Origin of the sequence: Pseudoblastomonas marina (assembly GCF_034374265.1) — a bacterium.
Lineage (GTDB): Bacteria > Pseudomonadota > Alphaproteobacteria > Sphingomonadales > Sphingomonadaceae > Alteriqipengyuania_A > Alteriqipengyuania_A marina.
Genome location: NZ_CP139718.1, coordinates 1,260,558 through 1,278,707, shown reverse-complemented (window position 1 = coordinate 1,278,707; position 18,150 = coordinate 1,260,558). Strand labels below are relative to the sequence as shown.

The following is an 18,150-nucleotide window of genomic DNA, read 5'->3' as shown; positions in this document are numbered from 1 at the left end:
CCGGCTCGGCCCCGACTTGCAATCTCGGTCGCGCGATGGTCCATTCGGCGCGATGATCGTTCCCGGTGAAATTCTCGATACGATTCTGCGCGGCGTGATCCTCGCGACCATCGCCTTGCTCTGGATCGTCGTGCTCATCCGCATCAACGGGCTTCGCTCGCTGTCGAAGATGACGAGCTTCGATTTCGTTATGACGGTCGCGCTGGGCAGCCTCGTGGCGGGGGCATCGCAGGCCGAGAGTTGGCTCAAGTTCCTCCAGCCGCTTGCGGGGATGGTGGGGCTGTTCGTCGCCCAATGGGGGAGCGCGAGGATCCGCAAGAACTCGGCGTGGATGGAAAGGATCATGCAGAATGAACCCGTCCTGCTGATGCGCGACGGCGAAATTCTCGACGAGGCCCTCGAAAAGACGCGGGTCGCCCGCAGCGACCTGATCGCCAAGCTGCGCGAGGCCAATGTGACCGACTATTCGCAGGTGCGGGCGGCGGTACTCGAGACCACGGGAGACGTCTCCGTGCTCCATGGTGAGACGCTCGACGAAGCCTTGCTCGAGGGAGTGCGGAAGCAAACCGGTTCCTGACCGGTGCAAGTGGTCGGGGAGACAGGATTCGAACCTGCGACCCTCTGCTCCCAAAGCAGATGCGCTACCAGGCTGCGCTACTCCCCGACACTTTACTCGGCCTAACGCTTCGCTGCGTGCGGCCAATCCCGGCCCACCGCTTCGCTGCCTGAGGCCTGCGGACCGCGGCGGTGGTGGGCCCGGCAGGACTCGAACCCGCGACCAAGCCGTTATGAGCGGCCAGCTCTAACCAACTGAGCTACAGGCCCCCGCCTGGACTGGCGGTTACCGCGCCCCGATTGAGTATTCAAGCGCGGTTGTACGCGCGAGGCTAATCGAGCTCGACGGCACCCATGATGTCGCCGATATCGGTCGCGCGCACGCCGCGCTGGTCGAGATGGGCGAGGATCTCGCGCCACCAGTCGTAGAATGCGTCGAGATCGTCGTTGTCGCGCACATAGGGGGTGTTGCCGGGCACCAGCGAGGGGCTGTGGAAGGCGAAGTTGAGGATCGGCAGCCCGTCGCCGAGCGCGTGGTCGATCGCGGCCTTGGCCTCGTCGATGCTGACGCCCTCCGGGGTGAGCGGTACGCGGTTGAGGAGGCCGAGCCGCGCCGCCGCGCCGCGCAGCGCGGCGACCCGGCCGGACCGGCGATAGAGCTTCGGGCCATGGCGGCGCAGGAGTCCGGTGAACACGGTGGTCAGCGGCAATTCGAGGATTCGCACGTCGCGCCCGACCCAGGCCGGACTGGAATCACGCGTGCTGAAATCGGGGCCGTCCTCGGCGTGGTAATCGTGATAGGCGCGCACCGAGCTGTCGATCGCGATACCTTCTTCGCCGAGCAGCGCGATCGTGTTGGGCCCGATGCCATAGCGCCCGGCGCGATAGATCTTCGCATCGACGCCGAAGCGCGCGCGCACCGTCTTGGCGAGCGTCGCAATCTTGGCGCGTTCGAGCGCGGGCGGGAGGTTGCCGGCGAAGCTGTTGCGGCAGTTGACCTCCTCGTCGTGCGGCGGGGTGACCCAGGGATGGAGCTGGAGCCCGACATCGGCCTTGCGGCGGCGGAACGCGCCACCGAGGATATCCTGCGCGATCGACGAATTGGCGACCGGATAATCGACGAGGTAACAGGGAATTACCCCGGCACCTTCGCAGAAGGTCTGGAACTTGCGCAGGCGCACGACCGAATCGACCGCGGTATTCTCGCGTGCGAGCGGCTGGGTCCAGTCGAAGTCCTCCTCGACGTCGACCGTGACGAGGAAGGCCGGGCCGAACCCGTCGCGAAAACGCACCGCAGGATGTTCGTCGGTCGGCAAGATTCCCCCCTTGAATTCCCGCTGCGTCAGGTGCCGCCGTCGTTTCCGGCAGCTCCTTCCGTTCCTTCCACCTCGTCGTCGCTATTGGGCGATGCGGTGGCGGTCAACGGCAGGCTGAGGACAAGTTCGTCGCTGTCGCGCTGGAGATCGCCACCCGCGGCGCGTGCTTCGGCGCGGGCGAGGCGCAGCGCGAAGCCGCTCCCGAACATGCCCGCGCTGATCGCATTCTGGCCGTTGGCGATCCCGCCCTCGAACAGCTTTTCACCTTCGCGTTCGGCCAGCCGGCGCGGAATCCCGGCCGAAAACTGGGCGGTGTCTCCCTGGACGGTGAGGCGCAAGGCGAGGAATTCGCCCGGGGCGGTTTCCCCCGCAAGCGTGCCGAGCAGGCGCCACACCAGCCGTTCCCCGTCGCATCGCGACATCGCGATCGGGACCGGTGGCCGGGCGATCCGGCTCTTGAAGCCGCTGACCCGCGGCTGGGTGTAGGTCGCGAGCTGTTCGAGCGTCTGCGAGATCGTGGTCGACAGGTCGCAACCCTCGCCCGCGAGATCGATCTCGCCCCCGGTCAGCCGGGCGAACAATTCGAGCTCCTCGAACCCGGCCATCATCGCCGCACTGTCCGAGGCGATGGTCGCGGCGAAGGCGCGATAGGTGTGCGGGACGTCGCCGAAGATCTGCTGTTGGATCGATTCGGCGAACCCCTGGATCGCGTTGACCGGCGTGCGCAGCTCGTGGAGCAGCTGGCGCAGCTTTTCGGCGCGCTTGGTCGCGCGGGTGACGACCTTGCCCGGGCGGCGCAGGCGCCCGCGGAAATGCATGAAGCGACCGCCATCGGGATCGAACACCGGCATCGCGTCGAGCCGCCACCGGCCCGCGACCGCCGGGGCGCCCGAGATGTCGAGCATCTCGTCCACGATCGGCAGGCGGCGGCGCACGCTGCGCCCGATCCGCTCGCTCGCGCCCGACAGCGAATAGCCGACCAGCATCGGGGCGACCGAACGCGGCGCGTCGACGATCCGGCCGACCCGATCGGTGGTGAAATCGATCGCGGTGATGCGGGTCTCGTCGCCCTGCATCTCGTCGAGCGGCAGGCGCGGCGCGGCGGGGGCCGAACGGTCCGTGCCATCTCCCGCATCCTCGCGGTTCTTGCGGAAGCTCTCGATCCGCTTGACCAGCTCGCCGATATTCTGCGCCGGGTCCGACCTCACCGGTGCGAGCGGGATGGGCTCCTCCCGGGGCGCGGGTTGGGCGGGTGCGGGTTCGGCAGGAGCGGGAGGCGGGGCCTCGGCTTGCGGCTCGGGCGCGGCTTCCTCGTCGATCGGGTCGTCGAGTTCGAGCGGCTCGTCCTCGGGTTCCTCTTCGAGGCCCAGCGCGGCGGGGGTTATGAATGGCGGTGGCGGGATGTCGGCGAGCTGCGATCGGCGCGTTTCCGCTGCGGTCGTGCCTGGCTCGGGCTCGTTCTCTTCTTCTGGCGCGGCAGGTGGTGGCGGCAGCGCCGGAGCCTCGGCCTCGACCCCGATCCGGGCGAGCCGTTCGCTGACTTGCCGCGACAGGCCCGAGCGCCCGCGCAAATGGTCGCGAACCTCTGGCGGGATCGTCGGAATCAGCGCGAGCCATTGGGCATCGTCGAGCCGCGCTCCACGCATCGCGGGGCGCGCGATCTCGGGCTCGTGCAGCGCGAGCATCGACAGCAGGCGCGGCGTCTCGATGCGGTAGCCGGTTTCGGTAATGACCTGCGCCCGCTGCTCGACCGGCAGCTTCTGGCTCAGCTCGGCCAGCAGGACGTAGGCCTCGTCGAGCCGTGCCGAATCGATCCGCTCGGCATGCTTCTGCGCGAGGATGTCGATCAGCTGGCGAAATTGGGTCAGCCGCGCGGCATCGCTGCGCAGGGGCGTGCGCATCACCGTGTCGAGGCGGTCGTCGAAATGCATTCGCGGTTTCAGCGTGGTCCTTGCGATCAAATCTGGCGCATATCCACGCCTTCGCGTCGATTATGCAACGCCGCGGGTTATCATGAGGTTTCCATCGGACGGATCGTTCACTTGCCGACGTAGCAATGCGGGACGTTAACCTTGACGAGCGCTAATATTATTGCTGGAAATTGTTCGAAAGCGCGTTTATGTGTCGCCGCCGTGTAATAGGGGGAATCGTGCATGACCAAGCCGGTCACCAATCTCGATCCAATCGATCGCCAGCTATTGTCCGAATTGCAGGACAACGGACGGATCACGAATGTCGCGCTGGCCGAAAAGGTCGGGCTGACGGCGCCGCCGTGCCTGCGCCGCGTGCGCGCACTCGAGAATGCGGGCGTGATTCGCGGCTACCATGCCGATCTCGATCCGGGCACGCTGGGCTACGGCATCACCGTTTTCGCGATGGTCAGCCTGAAGAGCCAGTCCGAAGAAGCGTTGCAAGCGTTCGAGAGCCATGTCGGCGCGCTGCCCGAAGTGCGCGAATGCCACATGCTCAATGGCGAGATCGACTATATCCTCAAGGTGGTGAGCGAAGACCTCCAGACCTTCCAGAGCTTTCTCACCGGCTACCTCGTCAACGCCCCCAACGTGGCGAGCGTGAAGACCAGCCTGACGATCCGGACCACCAAGCACGAACCGGGCGTGCCGCTGGATTGAGGCGGCTCTCCCCCTGGAGGGGGACTCTCTCGGCTAGCCCTCGCGCTCCTTGAGCCACTCCTCGAGCCACTTGATCGAATAGTCGCCGGTCAGCACGTCGGGCTGGTTGAGCAGTTCCTGGTGCAGCGGGACCGAGTGCTTGACGCCTTCGATCACCATTTCCTCGAGCGCGCGCTTCAGGCGCATGATGCACTTGTCTCTGGAGCGACCGTAAACGATCAGCTTGGCGATCATGCTGTCGTAATAGGGCGGGATCGAATAGCCGGCATAGAGACCGCTATCGACGCGCACATGCATGCCGCCGGCCGGGTGGTAATGCGTGACCTTGCCCGGCGAAGGGGCGAAGGTGAACGGGTCCTCGGCGTTGATCCGGCACTCGATCGCGTGGCCGCGGAACTCGATCTCGTCCTGCGTGTGCGACAGCTCCTTGCCCGCGGCGATGCGGATCTGTTCGCGCACCAGGTCGACCCCCGTGATCGCCTCCGTCACCGGGTGTTCGACCTGCAGCCGGGTGTTCATCTCGATGAAGTAGAACTCGCCGTCTTCCCACAGGAATTCGATCGTGCCGGCGCCTCGATAGGCCATGTCGCGCATCGCCTTCGAGCAGACTTCGCCCATGCGCGCGCGCTCGGCATCGGTGATGACGGGCGAGGGTGCCTCTTCCAGCACTTTCTGGTGGCGGCGTTGGAGCGAGCAGTCGCGTTCGCCCAGATGGATCGCATTGCCGTTGCCGTCGCCGAACACCTGGAATTCGATGTGGCGCGGATTGCCGAGATACTTTTCGATATAGACGGTGGCGTCGCCGAAAGCGGCCTTGGCCTCGCTCCCGGCCTGCTTCATCAGCGTCTCGAGCTTGCTCTCTTCCTCGCAGACCTTCATCCCGCGTCCGCCGCCGCCCGATGCGGCCTTGATGATGACGGGATAGCCGATCTCGGCGGCGATCTTCTTCGCCTCGTCGTAGTCGGAGACGGCGCCGTCGGAGCCCGGGACCAATGGCAGGCCCAGCTCGCCCGCGGTCTTCTTCGCCTGCACCTTGTCACCCATCGTGCGGATATGTTCGGGCTTGGGCCCGATCCAGGTGATGTCGTGCGCCTCGACGATCTCGGCGAACTTGGCGTTCTCGGACAGGAAACCGTAGCCCGGATGGATCGCATCCGCCCCGGCGATCTCGGCTGCGGAAATGATGTTGGCGACGTTGAGATAGCTGTCGGTCGCGGGCGGCGGGCCGATGCACACCGCGTGGTCGGCCAGGCGCACATGCATCGCGTCGGCGTCGGCGGTGGAGTGCACTGCTACCGTCTCGATGCCCATCTCGTGCGCGGCGCGGTGGATGCGCAGCGCGATTTCGCCGCGATTGGCGATCAGGATGCGGGTAACGGACATAATCGCTTACTCGACGACGGCGAGCGGCTGGTCGAACTCGACCGGCTGGGCATTGTCGACCAGCAGCTGCTTGACGGTACCCGATGCGGGCGCGGTGATCGGGTTCATGACCTTCATCGCCTCGACGATCAGCAGCGTGTCGCCGGCTTCGACCTTGTCGCCGACCTTGACGAAATTGTCCGCCCCGGGCTCGGGCGCGAGGTAGACGGTGCCGACCATCGGCGACTTGATCGCGTGGGCGGGGGCCCCATCGGTGGCCGGCGCGGGCGCGTCGCTCGCCGCCGGGGCGGAAGAGGGCGCGAGTGCAGGTGCCGGGGCTGGCGCGGCGAAGTGCTGCGGGGCCGCGGCGACCATGCCGCCTCGCGATACCTTGATCTTGCGTTCGCCGTCCTCGACCTCGATTTCGGTCAGGCCGGTTTCACCCAGCAATTCCGCGAGTTCGCGGACGAGTTTGCTGTCGATATTCATGCCGCTCTGCTTGGAGTTCGCCATGTATGTCCCTGTTTGCTGCGATAGGATGCTGCGATAGGCGGGGCGCTATGCGCCGTGCGCGCCGTGCTGGCAAGAGGGGCGAGCCGGATCGTGCCCGATGGAGGGTCAGAATTCCGCTACGGAATCCAGCGCTTCGAGATAGGAGCGCGCGCCTCTGCCCGCGAAGGAGGCGCGCGCCGCCATGCCGACATAGGAGCGATGGCGGAATTCCTCGCGCTTTGCCGGGTCGGACAGGTGGACCTCGATCACCGGGGTTTCGATAGCGCGGATCGCGTCGTGCAGCGCGATCGAGGTGTGGGTGTAGCCGCCCGCATTGAGCAGCACCGCCTTCGCCCCCTCGGCCTGCGCCTCGTGCAGCCAGTCGATCAGGTGGCCCTCGTGATTGGTCTGGCGGACCTCGATTTCGAGCCCCAGCTCGCGCGCCCGGTCCTCGAGCATCCCGGCAATATCGTCGAGCGTGTCCGAGCCGTAGATTTCCGGTTCGCGCAGGCCGAGCAGGTTCAGATTGGGTCCGTTGAGGACGTAGACGAGGTTGGTCATGCCGTCCCTTATCCCGATCGCTGCGAAAGCAACAGGGGCAGCGCCGAAAGCTCGATCTCCGGTCGTTCCATATCGGATCGGCGCAACCCTGATCCCGAGCTTTCCAAACGAAACATCGGTGATCCGGTCGCTTTCTGCCGAATGAAGCGGAGCTGGCGGTGCCTTCCCGATCCGAAATGGTTCGATCTCGTCTGGCGGGCGATGCGAGACGAAATAGGGTGGCCGGGCAGGTGGAGACGATGCCTGCAGGCACGGGGGATGGGGCATGAGATTTGGCATTTGCCTGATGGCATTGGCGCTGGCCGGCTGTTCGACCGATCGAGCATTGCTGGAATTGAAGCGCGAGCGGCTGCTGCAGATCGAGCAACAGGCATTGTCGATCAGGGGCGGTGTTGAACAGGGCAGTTTCGACCCGACGCGCTACGACCTCTATCTTGCGCTGGATGCCGATGTCTTCACCCGCCTGCTGGAAGGGGTCGAAGGCAATACCGTCGAAGTGGTCGCGTCGAACCGCCCGATCGAGCTGACCGTCGACAAGGTCGAAATGACCTTCCGCCCGGGCAGCCCGGAAATCGAATTGGCGGCGAAGGCACGCGATGTCGGCAACGGATTGATTGCGGAGCTGCAAATGGACAGCCGGCTCGTGATCGAAGGCGATCTTGCCCGGCCCGACGAATTGCTGGCCCGGATTGTCGCGACCCGTATCGTGCCGCGGGTCCGCTGGGGTCCGTTCGATTTCACCAAGCGCAAGTTCGTGCGATCGCTGCTGTCGCTGGAGGCCGCGCGCTTTACCGAGAAGCTGCCTGCCGCCCGGCTCCCGCTGGCCCGCGAATTCGCCTTCGGCAAGCCCGCGAATTCGGTGGATTCGGGGCCGATCAAGACGACCCGGGACAGCTGGATACGCGGCAACCTGTCGTTTCCCTCAACGGAAATCCGGGGGCGATTCGTGGTTCACAACGTCCTGTTCCTCGAAAACGGGATCCATCTATTCGCCAATGTGGAGGGGATTTGAGATGTCTGGACGGTTGATGGTCCTCACCTTGTCGCTCGCGCCGGTGCTGGGCGGCTGTGCTTCCACCGGCGGCCTCGAGCGCGAAATCGCGAGTATCGAAACCCGGGTCCAGTCGGTCGAACGGGAGATCACGGAGGCGACGGCGGATATCGGGGGCGCTGGCAAAGATATCAGGGCCCGAATGCGCTACCGGCCGCTCGTCAGTTGGGCGGAGAGCTTTTCGGCACGCCCGGGCGATCAGCGGACGATAGAGTTTCGCCAGACCTCACGCGACGGCGACGTGTACGAGGTCGAGCACGAATGTCGGTTCACCATTCCCGGCGGCTGGCGTCGACGCGACGGCAAGCGCGCATGGGTCCATGAGGCCAATTCGACCAAGGTCGATCTCGAGATCGGCCGCTTTGCGATCGATCCGACCGAACAGGGCCTCGATTTGCGCACCGACCTGAAAATCGACGGGCGAACCCAGGTCGCCGGCAATTACCGGGTGGCCTGCGGACCGAGCGTGGGCGGGAATATCGGGATCACGGCCACTGCGCGCCCTTCCATCCTGACCCGGGTGACCTTCATCGATGGCCCCGACGGCCTTCCCCGCTATCGCATCGCGTTGGTATCGCCCGATCGGATCGGGCTGGAAATGCGCGGGCATTTTCAATGGTTCACCGTTGGGTTCACGATCCCCTTCGAGAAACTGGCGCGGGAGATCGCGCAGGGCGAATTGAACCTGCTGTTCGCGAAGGATGGGGAGATCGTCCTGCCGGACGGACAGACCCGCACCTATCGGCTTGCGACGATCGAGCCCGGGGTTGCGACATCGACCGAAGGGATGATGTTCGAGACCGACCTCGTCGTCGAGGTCGAACAACCCCGGTAACGTCCGGCCGTCGGCAAAAAACCCGCCGCGCGCCGGACGGGCGGTTGGTCGCCCCGCGGCGACGGTTCGGCGGATTGCAGGTGCCTGCCGATCGAGCCACGCATAATCGGCTCCGGACAACCACGGAGTTCGGTCGATGAAGCCGATTGCCAGTTCCGCCGCGCTCGTCGCGCTCGCCGCCTGCACCTCGATTTCCGCGCAAACCGTCCCGGTCGAGCCGACCGCCTACCGCTGCACCACGGTGCCCTGGCTCGAAGCCGGCAAGCCGCTGGTGCGCGTCAGCGTGAACGGACGCGAACTGACCTTCCTGGTCGATACGGGTGCCGAATATGATGGCTGGATCAAGCCGGAAATCGCGCAGGAGTTGGGCCTGCCGGTCGTCGGTTCGGTCCCGTCGGAAGGCGAGGACGATCCCACCGGAGGCGTACCGTTCTACGGGGCGAAGTCCTTCACGCTCGGCGCGATCACCTTCAGCGATCGGCGACTGGGTGAAATGCCCGAGATCGGCCCGAAGGGGCAGATGTTCGACGGGATCATCGGCAACGGCTTGTTCGCCGACATGCAGGCGGCGTTCGATTACGAGCGGGGGGTGCTGCACGCGACCGATCTAAAGCTCGACAAGGGGAGCACGGTTCCCTTCGACAAATACGGCATCCCGGTGCTGACGCTCGATATCGGCGGCGTGCCCGCCGAGGTGCATCTCGATACCGGCAATTTGGCGAGCCGGCTGTTCGTCACCGCCGAAACCGCCGGCAAGCTCGCGATCGTGGGCGAGCCCGAGGTGAAGGGCCGCGCGATGACCGTATCTGGCGCGTTCGAAGTGATCGAAGGCCGCCTCGCCGGCGCCGTCCGATACGGCGATACGACCTTGCCGATCACCGCCGTGCGGTGGCCGGGAGCCTACGATTCGGGACAGCTCGGATCGCAGGGGCTTGCCGGGCAGACCGTCCGCGTCGATTGGCGCAACCGGCGGGTGTCGATCATGCCCGAGGCCGATGCCCCGACCTGTGATTGAGCGCGGGCCGAGGCGGGGGCGCTAGCGCTCGACGCCCTTGACCTTCCCCCACTGGCGGGCGGCCGTGTAACCGAGATAGCCGGTGCCGAAGAGCGCGTAGAGCTCGTCGGGAAGGCCGCGCAGGTAGGCGGTGATGCCGTTGCCTATATCGAGCGCGATGCGCGCATCGAAGGCGCTGAGCACGCCCATCGGCAGCGCGAACAGGATCAGCGTGTACATGACGTAGAGGAAGGACGGGCGCGCGCGGCTGGTCCAGGGATCGCGCGAACCGGCCTCGGCGACGATCGCCTCCAGCCGCGCGCGCACCAGGTCCATCTCCTGCGTGCCCTCGAGCTTGATCAGTTCGAGCTTGGCCCGTTCGCGCGCTTCCTTGTCGGGGATGACCTTGTCGATGATGGCGGCGATCGGTCCGATCAGCGATTCTATGATACCCATGGTGCTGCTCCTGAAATGGAAAAGCGCACCAGATAACCAAAACGGTTCATGTAGGAAAACTATTTAACCGTCAGACCACACCATAGGCGAGCATTGCGTCGGCGACCTTCTTGAACCCGGCGATGTTCGCGCCACTGGCATAATCCACGCTGCCGTCGTCCCGTTCGCCGTAGGCGGCGCATTTGTCGTGGATGTCGCACATGAGCGAGGTGAGCATCCGGTCGAGCTTCTCGCTCTCCCAGCTGACGCGCTCGGCGTTCTGGCTCATCTCGAGGCCCGAGACCGCGACCCCGCCGGCATTTGCGGCCTTGGCCGGTGCGAAAATCAGCCCGGCATCGCGAAAGCGGTCGGCGGCCGCGGTGGTGCTCGGCATATTGGCCCCCTCGCAGATCGCGACCGCGCCGTTCTCGATCAGCGTCTTGGCGTCGTTTTCGTCGAGCTCGTTCTGCGTCGCGCAGGGTAGCGCCAAGTCGCATGCGACGTTCCACGGGTTCTCCCCCTCATGGAAGCTCGCGCCCTTGAATTGGTCGACATATTCGGACATCCGCCCGCGCCGTTCGAGCTTGAGGTCGAACACGAAGTCGAGCTTGGCGTCGTCGAACCCGTCGGGATCGTGGACGAAGCCGTCCGAATCGGACAGCGTGACCACCTTCGCACCCTCGCTCACCAGCTTGCGCGCGGCGTGGAGCGCGACATTGCCCGAGCCGGAGATGACCGCGGTCTTGCCGTCGAGCCCGTCCTTCGCCTGTTCGAGCGCGGCGCGCAGAAAATAGATCGCGCCGTAGCCGGTCGCCTCGGGCCGCAATTCGGAGCCGCCATAGTCGAGCGCCTTGCCGGTGAGCGCGCCTTCCCAGCGATTGGTGAGCCGCTTGTACTGACCGAACAGGTAGCCGATCTCGCGCGCGCCGACGCCGATATCGCCCGCCGGCACGTCGGTATGCGGCCCGATATGGCGGAACAGCTCGGTCATGTAGCTCTGGCAGAACCGCATCACCTCGGCGTCGGACTTGCCCTTGGGGTTGAAGTTCGCGCCGCCCTTGCCGCCGCCCAGCGGCAGCCCGGTGAGCGAGTTCTTGAAGGTCTGCTCGAAGGCGAGGAACTTGAGCACGCTTTCGTTGACCGATTCGTCGAACCGCAAGCCGCCCTTGTAGGGGCCGATCGCGTTGTTGTTCTGCACCCGCCACCCGCGCTCGACCCGGATATTGTGCTCGTCGTCCTCCCAGCACACGCGGAACGATACGATCCGGTCGGGCTCGGCGATCCGGCGCAGGATCTCGGCCTCGTGATATTCGGGCTTGTCCGCGATCCAGCCCCAGATGTCGTGCGCGACCTCGTGCACCGCCTGGACGAATTCCTCCTGTCCCGGATTGCGCTCGCGCAACCCCTCCATGAAGGTTTCCAGCTTCGGCGCGGTCTTGCTCATTCCCGGTTCCTCGTTCGCTTTTTTGCCCTCCCAACGCGCCAGTAGGGCGGGAGGTCCGGGCAAAGGGATTGGGCGGCGCAGCAAGGCCGCGCGCTTGCGCACCGGGAAGGATTGCGACGGGACGGGAATGTAGGGAGGGGGAGGGTTCCGATGGTCGGGACGACTGGATTCGAACCAGCGACCCCCACACCCCCAGTGTGGTGCGCTACCAGACTGCGCTACGTCCCGACCTGGAACGAGCGCGCCTCTAGACCGGGTCGTTCGCCTTTTCAAGCGCCGCTTCGCAACCCGTGCGGCACCGCGTTGCAGGCGATTGGCAATGCTGCTAGTCGCGGCCCACGAAATTTCGCCGGGACGGGGCTTGGCAGGGGATGGCGTGCCACCCACATCCCTGCTCGACCGCTTCGGCGTCCAACCCGACTAGAACTGAGCCAGGGAGCCCAGCCTTCATGCTTTCCGATCAATTGTCGCTGCTCGTGGCCACCGCAGGTGCTGCGGGCGATCCGCCCTGGTACGTCGCGGCGGTGCCGTGGATCCTGATGTTCGGCATCCTGTGGTTCTTCATCCTGCGCCCGCAGATGAAGAAGCAGAAGGCGCATTACGACAAGGTCAGCTCGATCAAGAAGGGCGACAAGGTCGTCACCGCCGGCGGGCTCATCGGCAAGGTTATCAAGGTCGACGACGACTACGTCGATATCGATCTCGGCGGCGGCACGAAGGTGAAGGCGGTGCGCAACACCATCGCCGACATCGTACCCCCGGGCGGCGCCAAAGCTGCGAACGACTAAGGGACGGACCGAAGAATGCTCGATTTTCCCCAGTGGAGGCGCATCTGGCTATGGGGGCTGACGCTCGTCGCATGCCTCGCCGCGGTGCCCAGTTTCTTCGCGCTAACCGGTCAGGATTATCCCGATCCGCTCAAGGCCGCCTACGACCAGTCGGTCAATCTCGGCCTCGACCTTGCCGGCGGTAGCCACATCCTGCTCGAGGCGGAGCGCAGCCAGGTCGCCGCGCAGCGTCTCGAGACAATGGAGGAAAGCGTGACCGCCGAGATGCGGCGCGCCGATCCGCGCATCCGCATCGGCGACATCTCGCGTCGTGACGGGCGGCTCAGCTTCATGATCGAGAACCCGGTCGACGTCGACCGGGCGCGAGACCTGATCGAGCCACTCACTACCGGCGCGGGCCTCACCGGCCAGCGCGACTGGACGATCCGCGTGGTCGACGGCCAGCGCATGATCTTGACGCCGACCGAGGCGGGGATGGACATGGCGGTCAATAACGCGATGGAAACCGCGGTCGAGGTCGTACGCAAGCGTATCGACGCGCTCGGCACGCGCGAGCCGACGATCATCCGCCAGGGCGACAACCGTATCGTCGTGCAGGTCCCCGGCCTGCAGGACCCGGGCGAATTGAAGGCGCTGCTCGGGCAGACCGCGAGCCTCGAATTCAAGCTCGTCGACGTCGAGGCCTCGGCCGCCGACACGCAGGCCGGCATCGCCCGTCCGGGTAGCCAGATCCTCCCCGGCGCACCGGGCAGCGATTACGAAGGCGCGACGCTCGCCGTGCGCCGTCTCGGCGGGATCAAGGGCGACACGCTCACCGATGCGCGCCAGAGCTTCGATCCGCAGACCAACGAACCGGTGGTCAACATCACCTTCGACAGCTCGGGCGGCCAGCGCTTCGCCAAGCTGACGCGCGAAAACGTCAACCGGCCATTCGCGATCATCCTCGACGACCAGGTGCTGTCGGCTCCGAACATCAACGAACCGATCCTCGGCGGGACGGCGCAGATCTCGGGCGGGTTCACCGTCGAAAGCGCCAACAACCTCGCGATCTCGCTGCGCTCCGGCGCGCTGCCGGTCGATCTCGCGATCGTCGAGGAGCGCACCGTCGGTCCCGACCTCGGCCAGGATTCGATCGAATCAGGTATCCTCGCGATGGGCATCGGGTCGCTGCTCGTGATCTTGCTGATGGTCGTCACCTATGGCCGTTTCGGGATGTATTCGACTGCCGCACTCGTCATCAACGTGGTGATGATCCTCGGCATCATGGCGATCCTCAACACCACGCTCACGCTGCCCGGCATCGCCGGCTTCGTCTTGACGATCGGTGCAGCGGTGGACGCCAACGTGCTTATCAACGAGCGTATCCGGGAGGAGCGCAAGCGAGGGAGGCGCGTCGTCGCTGCGGTCGAGAACGGCTACAAGGAAGCGAGCCGTGCGATCTACGATGCCAACGTCACGAACTTCATCGCCGGCGTGCTGTTGTTCCTGTTCGGCTCTGGCCCGGTGCGCGGCTTCGCCGTCGTGCTCGTGATCGGCCTCTTCACCAGCGTCTTCACGGCCGTCGTCCTCACCCGCATGTGGGTGGCGATGTGGCTGCGCAAGAAGCGCCCCAGCGACCTGCATATTTAAGGAGGACGGCCCCATGAAACTGCTCAAGCTCGTCCCCGACGACACGAACATCAAATTCCTGAAATACCGCATCCCGTTCTACGTGGTCAGCGTGCTGCTGATCGTCGCGAGCTGGGCGCTGGTCGCTACCAATGGCCTCAATTACGGGGTCGATTTCGCCGGCGGCCAGGAAGTGCGCGCGACCTTCACCGAAAGCGCCGAGGCGCCGGTGGCCGAGGTGCGCGAAACGGTGGGATCGCTCGGCTACGGCTCGCCCGTGGTCCAGCGCTTCGGCGAGCCCAACCAGGTCTCGATCCGCGTCCGGTTGCCCGACGAAGTCGCCGAGGACAAGGAAGCGGCGCAGCGCATCGCCAACGAAGTGGTCGGCTCGCTCGAGAGCGAGTTCTCCGATTTCAGGCTCGACGGCAACGACAACGTTTCGGGCAAGGTCTCGGGCGAGTTCTTCACCCAGGCGCAGCTCGCGCTGCTGGTCGCGATGCTGGCGATCGCGCTCTACATCTGGATCCGTTTCGAATGGCAGTTCGGCGTGGGCGCGTTGTTCGCGCTGTTCCACGACGTCTCGCTGACGCTGGGGATGTTCGCGATCTTCCAGATGGAGTTCAATCTGACGACCATCGCCGCTATCCTCGCGATCATCGGCTATTCGCTCAACGACACGATCGTCGTCTACGACCGCATTCGCGAAAACCTGAAGAAGTATCGCAAGATGCCGATCCCCGAACTGCTCGACCTCTCGGTCAACGAGACGCTGGCGCGGACGGTGATGACCTCGCTGACGCTGCTGGTTGCGCTGCTGCCGCTCCTGCTGTTCGGACCCGAGGCGTTGTTCGGCCTCACCGCCGCGATCTTCCTCGGCATCTTCGTGGGTACCTACAGCTCGGTCTACATGGCCGCGCCGATCCTGATCTGGCTGGGGGTCGATTCGCACAGCTTCGTGCCGGAAGAAACCGAGCTCGACCGGCAGGAAAAGGCTGCGCGCGACCTCGGTTAGGCGCGTCGCGCGATCAGCTCATCGTAATGGCGGGCCAGTGCTTCGGCATGGGCCCGCCAGTCGAATTGCTCGACGGTTTCCGCCACCTCGCGGCGCGTGTACCGATCCAGCAGCACCGCGCGGATACCCTGTGCGATCGCCTCGGGCGTGCGCTCGACGATGCGTCCGGCAGATCTGCTGCGCACAACCTCGCGCGCGCCGCCGACATTGGGGATGACGATCGGCGTGCCGCAGGCGAGCGCCTCGACCCAGGCATTGGCGAGCCCTTCGCGCTGCGAGGGCAGCACCATGACTTCGGCGGCCGACAGCAGCACTGGTAGCTGGTCGTGCGATACCCCTCCGAGGAAATGGACCCGATCGGCTACCCCTTCATCCTGCGCGAGCCTTGCCAGCGCGTCGCGCCGATCGCCAGTGCCGAGCAGGGCGAGATGGCCCCGTTCGAGCAGCCCGAGCGCGCGGATCGATAGATCGTGACCCTTGACCGGCAGCAGCGCTCCGACCCCGAGCATTAGCGGCTCGTCGTCGGGCATAGCCAGGCCGAACTCCTCGACGATCATCCGCCGCATCGAATCGTGGTCGAGCGGGCGGAACAGGTCGCGATCGAGACCGGTATAATGCACCCCGATCCCACGCCTTGTTAGAGCGAGGCCCTGCATGTCGCGCGCCAGCGCCTGGCTCACCGCGAGCACCCCTGCGGCGCGATCAAGCGTGGTTCGGATCGCCTTCTTGCTGTGCCCGCCGAGCCCCCAGTAATGCACGTCCGTGCCGCGCGCCTTGACCGAGAAGGGCAGGCCGAGCCGCTCGGCGAGGCCGGCCACTGCCGGTCCGTCGGGAAACAGGAATTGCGCGTCGAGCAGGTCGAACGGGCGTTCGGCATGGAGCCGTTCGGCGATCGGCAGGACCGACCGCCGGATCGCCCACGGATTGATCCGCGCGCCGACCTTGGGGATCAGCGGGAAGGTCGGGCGCAGCACCCGCACACCGCCGTCCACGCTGTCGACCGCAGCCTCCTTCAGTTCGGCATATTCACCCAGCGCCACCGGCGGGACACCGATCGGGTTGATGACCGTGACTTCCCATTCGGTGTACTTCGCCAGCGCTTCCATCGAGCGCGCGACGAACGCGCCGAAGCGCGGTCGGTGGGTGTTGGGATAGAGGGTGGAGACGGTGAGGACGCGCTTCACAGCTTGCGGACCACCATTTCGGCGAGCGCGAGCCAGGGCGGACTGTCGATCACGATCTGGCGCTCGCCCGCGCCGGGCGGGAGCAGGCCGACGCGGCTGCCCTGGCGGTCGATCAGCCGGCCGAAAGCGTAACGCCCGCCCTTGCGCGGAACGAGCACGTCGCGATTGACCGCGCGCTGCGCCTCGTCGGGATCGATCTGCCGCATCCAGAGCTGGTCGCCCACGCGATATTCACCCTGGCTGGTCTCGATCGCGAGCACCATCAGCGCGCCGCCTCCTCCGAGGTCGGTCGGCAGGATCGCGTCGCGCTGGCTGGCGATTGCTTCGGCCCCGCCGTCGGTCAGCCGGGCGACGATCTGCGGATGCGCGGCCTGTTCGGACCGGACGAGCGTTTCGGGCTCGACTCCCAGCGCGGCAGCGATCCGGTCCATCCACTTGATCGAGAGGTTGCGCATGCCGGTTTCGAGCCGGCCGATCGTCTGTGCCGTGGTCGGCGGATCGCAGGCCTCCGCGACTTCGGCGAGCGTTAGGCCCTTGTCCTTGCGAATGGCGCGGATGCGGTTGATCATATGGCGGCTTTCCGATCAGATACGGTTTCTTCTTTCCTACAATGTAACCGATTTGGCAAGTCGATTGCGAAGGAGATTCGCATGAAGAGAGTGCTGGCCGAACGCGAACTGACGAATGAAGGTGCGACCCGCAACAGACCGCGCCGCGGACGCCGCAGCGCGACCGTCAACCTCGCCGAATCGCCGCTGACCTGGCTTCATGCGCGCGGCCACCTGAGCGAGCGGCAGTTCGAGGCGGGTGAGCGGTTGCGCGCCGATTACGAGCGCGCGCAGCTCGCGCCGGGGGTGACGATGCGGTGGGATCCGGTCCGCATAAGAGGGACGGCTTCGGATCGCGAACTCCATCCGACCGAACGCCAGCTGGCGGCCAAGGCGCGCTTCGACGGCGCCATGGCGGCGGCGGGCAGCGGGTTGTCGGACGTGCTGTGGCGCGTGGCCTGCGCGGGCGAAGGGCTACCGGCGGCCGAAAAGGCGCTCGCCTGGCCCGCGCGCAGCGGCAAGCTGGTGCTCAAATTCGCGCTCGACCGGGTCGCGGGGTTTTATCGCGTTTCCTGATCGGCGCGCTTCTTCGCCAGACGCGCCTTGTCCTCGCCCGACAGGCGGGTGCCGATCGCGATCGTGAGCGTGACGTAGATCGCGATCATCAGCGCTCCGCAGGCGGCGACGATGCCGTCCCACAGGCTGAAGCCGCGCCATTGCGGCACGTCGGTGCCGAACACGATCATGCAGATCGTGACGAGGATGAAGGCGATGCGGATCTCGGTCGGGCCGAGGCCGCCATGCGAGAGATGGAACTCGCCGGTGACCTTGGCGAGCAGGAAGGTGTGGATCGAGACGAGGTAGTAGCCGGCGAGCGTCAGCAGCGCGATCTCGAGCTTCACAAACGGGCTGAGCCCCAATCCGCCGAGGATCAGCAGCCCGGCGAGCATGTCCGAGCTGTGGTCGATGAAGAAGCCGTAATTGGGTCGTTCGATGCTGCGATGGCGCGCAATGCTGCCGTCGAGCGAATCGCCGAACCAGTGGACTACGAACAGGCCGATCGCGACCCACAGCAGCACCGGTTCGCTCTCGGCGAAGACGTAGCACAGCCCGATCCCCACCGCGGCGAGGATCGCGAGCAGGGTCAGCTTGTCGGGTGTGACCCATCGGGGCAGCCGCGTGCACAGCCAGTCGAGCGCCGCGCGTTCGGCGCGGGTCACCAGCGTATGCTGGATCCGTTCGATCTTGTCGGGTTCGTCCCGTGACACTCTCATGACAGCGCCTATCGCGGAGTGGTGCTGCGGGTGCAAGCTATTGGCCCGTTCGCGGCAATGG

At 65.8% G+C, this 18,150-nt stretch carries 19 protein-coding genes and 3 tRNA genes; 9 read left to right on the top strand and 13 right to left on the bottom strand.

The window, feature by feature from the left end; translation table 11 throughout:
- Positions 1-52 precede the first annotated feature (52 nt).
- On the top strand, positions 53-577 hold the full coding sequence (locus T8S45_RS06255; protein ID WP_322295059.1) for a DUF421 domain-containing protein: 525 nt from the start codon (positions 53-55) through the stop codon (positions 575-577).
- A 10-nt stretch (positions 578-587) separates the two neighbouring features.
- Here the strand turns inward: T8S45_RS06255 and T8S45_RS06250 are convergent.
- The 4 genes from T8S45_RS06250 to T8S45_RS06235 form a co-directional block, all read right to left on the bottom strand.
- Positions 588-664, bottom strand: a tRNA-Pro gene (locus T8S45_RS06250).
- Positions 665-748: 84 nt separating this feature from the next.
- Positions 749-825, bottom strand: a tRNA-Ile gene (locus tag T8S45_RS06245).
- 62 nt (positions 826-887) lie between these two features.
- Positions 888-1,871, bottom strand: coding sequence for a polysaccharide deacetylase family protein (locus tag T8S45_RS06240; protein ID WP_229658128.1), 984 nt, complete (start codon positions 1,869-1,871; stop codon positions 888-890).
- Between the two features lie 26 nt (positions 1,872-1,897).
- Positions 1,898-3,802 carry a sensor histidine kinase gene (locus T8S45_RS06235; protein ID WP_322295058.1) on the bottom strand — a complete coding sequence of 635 codons (1,905 nt, stop codon included), beginning with the start codon at positions 3,800-3,802 and terminating at the stop codon, positions 1,898-1,900.
- 222 nt (positions 3,803-4,024) lie between these two features.
- On the opposite strand from T8S45_RS06235, the gene T8S45_RS06230 reads away from it, so the two are divergent.
- Positions 4,025-4,501, top strand: coding sequence for an Lrp/AsnC family transcriptional regulator (locus T8S45_RS06230; protein WP_188642101.1), 477 nt, complete (start codon positions 4,025-4,027; stop codon positions 4,499-4,501).
- A gap of 33 nt (positions 4,502-4,534) precedes the next feature.
- Here T8S45_RS06230 and accC read toward each other — a convergent pair whose 3' ends face one another.
- The 3 genes from accC to T8S45_RS06215 form a co-directional block, all read right to left on the bottom strand.
- The gene (accC, locus tag T8S45_RS06225) at positions 4,535-5,884 is read right to left on the bottom strand and encodes an acetyl-CoA carboxylase biotin carboxylase subunit (protein ID WP_188642100.1); all 1,350 of its coding nucleotides are present in this window, start codon (positions 5,882-5,884) and stop codon (positions 4,535-4,537) included.
- Positions 5,885-5,890: 6 nt separating this feature from the next.
- Positions 5,891-6,352 (bottom strand): acetyl-CoA carboxylase biotin carboxyl carrier protein, encoded by a 462-nt coding sequence (gene accB, locus T8S45_RS06220; protein ID WP_188643143.1) that lies wholly within the window; start codon positions 6,350-6,352, stop codon positions 5,891-5,893.
- A gap of 129 nt (positions 6,353-6,481) precedes the next feature.
- A complete protein-coding gene (locus T8S45_RS06215) occupies positions 6,482-6,916 on the bottom strand; it encodes a type II 3-dehydroquinate dehydratase (RefSeq protein WP_322295057.1) in 435 nt (144 codons plus the stop codon).
- 265 nt (positions 6,917-7,181) lie between these two features.
- Between T8S45_RS06215 and T8S45_RS06210 the strand changes: the two genes are divergently transcribed.
- The 3 genes from T8S45_RS06210 (at position 7,182) to T8S45_RS06200 (ending at position 9,817) form a co-directional block, all read left to right on the top strand.
- A complete protein-coding gene (locus tag T8S45_RS06210; RefSeq protein WP_322295056.1) occupies positions 7,182-7,928 on the top strand; it encodes a hypothetical protein in 747 nt (248 codons plus the stop codon).
- A 1-nt stretch (position 7,929) separates the two neighbouring features.
- Positions 7,930-8,802, top strand: coding sequence for a hypothetical protein (locus tag T8S45_RS06205; RefSeq protein WP_322295055.1), 873 nt, complete (start codon positions 7,930-7,932; stop codon positions 8,800-8,802).
- A gap of 136 nt (positions 8,803-8,938) precedes the next feature.
- Entirely contained in the window at positions 8,939-9,817 is an 879-nt protein-coding gene (locus T8S45_RS06200; RefSeq protein ID WP_322295054.1) for an aspartyl protease family protein, read from the top strand.
- A gap of 21 nt (positions 9,818-9,838) precedes the next feature.
- On the opposite strand, the gene T8S45_RS06195 is transcribed toward T8S45_RS06200, so the two are convergent.
- The 3 genes from T8S45_RS06195 to T8S45_RS06185 all read right to left on the bottom strand — a co-directional run bounded on the left by T8S45_RS06195 (position 9,839) and on the right by T8S45_RS06185 (position 11,903).
- Positions 9,839-10,252, bottom strand: coding sequence for a holin family protein (locus T8S45_RS06195; RefSeq protein WP_322295053.1), 414 nt, complete (start codon positions 10,250-10,252; stop codon positions 9,839-9,841).
- A 70-nt stretch (positions 10,253-10,322) separates the two neighbouring features.
- Positions 10,323-11,675, bottom strand: a complete 1,353-nt coding sequence (gene gdhA / locus T8S45_RS06190) for an NADP-specific glutamate dehydrogenase (RefSeq protein ID WP_322295052.1) — start codon at positions 11,673-11,675, stop codon at positions 10,323-10,325.
- A gap of 151 nt (positions 11,676-11,826) precedes the next feature.
- A tRNA-Pro gene (locus T8S45_RS06185) sits at positions 11,827-11,903 on the bottom strand.
- A 221-nt stretch (positions 11,904-12,124) separates the two neighbouring features.
- On the opposite strand from T8S45_RS06185, the gene yajC reads away from it, so the two are divergent.
- The 3 genes from yajC to secF are packed head-to-tail and all read left to right on the top strand — an operon-like array spanning position 12,125 to position 15,083.
- A complete protein-coding gene (gene yajC / locus T8S45_RS06180; protein WP_322295051.1) occupies positions 12,125-12,463 on the top strand; it encodes a preprotein translocase subunit YajC in 339 nt (112 codons plus the stop codon).
- Positions 12,464-12,478: 15 nt separating this feature from the next.
- Positions 12,479-14,092 carry a protein translocase subunit SecD gene (secD, locus tag T8S45_RS06175; protein WP_322295050.1) on the top strand — a complete coding sequence of 538 codons (1,614 nt, stop codon included), beginning with the start codon at positions 12,479-12,481 and terminating at the stop codon, positions 14,090-14,092.
- 13 nt (positions 14,093-14,105) lie between these two features.
- The gene (gene secF / locus T8S45_RS06170) at positions 14,106-15,083 is read left to right on the top strand and encodes a protein translocase subunit SecF (RefSeq protein WP_322295049.1); all 978 of its coding nucleotides are present in this window, start codon (positions 14,106-14,108) and stop codon (positions 15,081-15,083) included.
- Here secF and T8S45_RS06165 read toward each other — a convergent pair.
- Both T8S45_RS06165 and T8S45_RS06160 read right to left on the bottom strand, forming a co-directional pair.
- Positions 15,080-16,267: a glycosyltransferase gene (locus T8S45_RS06165; RefSeq protein WP_322295048.1), complete on the bottom strand. Its 1,188-nt coding sequence runs from the start codon at positions 16,265-16,267 to the stop codon at positions 15,080-15,082. The genes secF and T8S45_RS06165 overlap by 4 nt on opposite strands.
- Complete coding sequence (locus T8S45_RS06160) at positions 16,264-16,836, bottom strand: helix-turn-helix domain-containing protein (protein WP_322295047.1); 573 nt, start codon at positions 16,834-16,836, stop codon at positions 16,264-16,266. The genes T8S45_RS06165 and T8S45_RS06160 overlap by 4 nt, the downstream gene beginning before the upstream one ends.
- 81 nt (positions 16,837-16,917) lie before the next feature.
- Here T8S45_RS06160 and T8S45_RS06155 point away from each other — a divergent pair, with 81 nt between their 5' ends.
- The gene (locus T8S45_RS06155; protein ID WP_322295046.1) at positions 16,918-17,391 is read left to right on the top strand and encodes a DUF6456 domain-containing protein; all 474 of its coding nucleotides are present in this window, start codon (positions 16,918-16,920) and stop codon (positions 17,389-17,391) included.
- Here the strand turns inward: T8S45_RS06155 and T8S45_RS06150 are convergent.
- Complete coding sequence (locus T8S45_RS06150) at positions 17,376-18,089, bottom strand: CDP-alcohol phosphatidyltransferase family protein (RefSeq protein ID WP_322295045.1); 714 nt, start codon at positions 18,087-18,089, stop codon at positions 17,376-17,378. The two genes, T8S45_RS06155 and T8S45_RS06150, sit on opposite strands and share 16 nt — an antisense overlap.
- Positions 18,090-18,150 lie beyond the last annotated feature (61 nt).

Coding starts and splice junctions, on each gene's coding strand:
- T8S45_RS06235 (WP_322295058.1), bottom strand. CDS start 3,802: ATGCATTTCGACGACCGCCTCGACACGGTGATGCGCACGCCCCTGCGC.
- secF (WP_322295049.1), top strand. CDS start 14,106: ATGAAACTGCTCAAGCTCGTCCCCGACGACACGAACATCAAATTCCTG.
- accC (WP_188642100.1), bottom strand. CDS start 5,884: ATGTCCGTTACCCGCATCCTGATCGCCAATCGCGGCGAAATCGCGCTG.
- yajC (WP_322295051.1), top strand. CDS start 12,125: ATGCTTTCCGATCAATTGTCGCTGCTCGTGGCCACCGCAGGTGCTGCG.
- T8S45_RS06255 (WP_322295059.1), top strand. CDS start 53: ATGATCGTTCCCGGTGAAATTCTCGATACGATTCTGCGCGGCGTGATC.
- secD (WP_322295050.1), top strand. CDS start 12,479: ATGCTCGATTTTCCCCAGTGGAGGCGCATCTGGCTATGGGGGCTGACG.
- T8S45_RS06230 (WP_188642101.1), top strand. CDS start 4,025: ATGACCAAGCCGGTCACCAATCTCGATCCAATCGATCGCCAGCTATTG.
- T8S45_RS06155 (WP_322295046.1), top strand. CDS start 16,918: ATGAAGAGAGTGCTGGCCGAACGCGAACTGACGAATGAAGGTGCGACC.
- gdhA (WP_322295052.1), bottom strand. CDS start 11,675: ATGAGCAAGACCGCGCCGAAGCTGGAAACCTTCATGGAGGGGTTGCGC.
- T8S45_RS06210 (WP_322295056.1), top strand. CDS start 7,182: ATGAGATTTGGCATTTGCCTGATGGCATTGGCGCTGGCCGGCTGTTCG.
- accB (WP_188643143.1), bottom strand. CDS start 6,352: ATGAATATCGACAGCAAACTCGTCCGCGAACTCGCGGAATTGCTGGGT.
- T8S45_RS06205 (WP_322295055.1), top strand. CDS start 7,930: ATGTCTGGACGGTTGATGGTCCTCACCTTGTCGCTCGCGCCGGTGCTG.
- T8S45_RS06150 (WP_322295045.1), bottom strand. CDS start 18,089: ATGAGAGTGTCACGGGACGAACCCGACAAGATCGAACGGATCCAGCAT.
- T8S45_RS06195 (WP_322295053.1), bottom strand. CDS start 10,252: ATGGGTATCATAGAATCGCTGATCGGACCGATCGCCGCCATCATCGAC.
- T8S45_RS06160 (WP_322295047.1), bottom strand. CDS start 16,836: ATGATCAACCGCATCCGCGCCATTCGCAAGGACAAGGGCCTAACGCTC.
- T8S45_RS06200 (WP_322295054.1), top strand. CDS start 8,939: ATGAAGCCGATTGCCAGTTCCGCCGCGCTCGTCGCGCTCGCCGCCTGC.
- T8S45_RS06215 (WP_322295057.1), bottom strand. CDS start 6,916: ATGACCAACCTCGTCTACGTCCTCAACGGACCCAATCTGAACCTGCTC.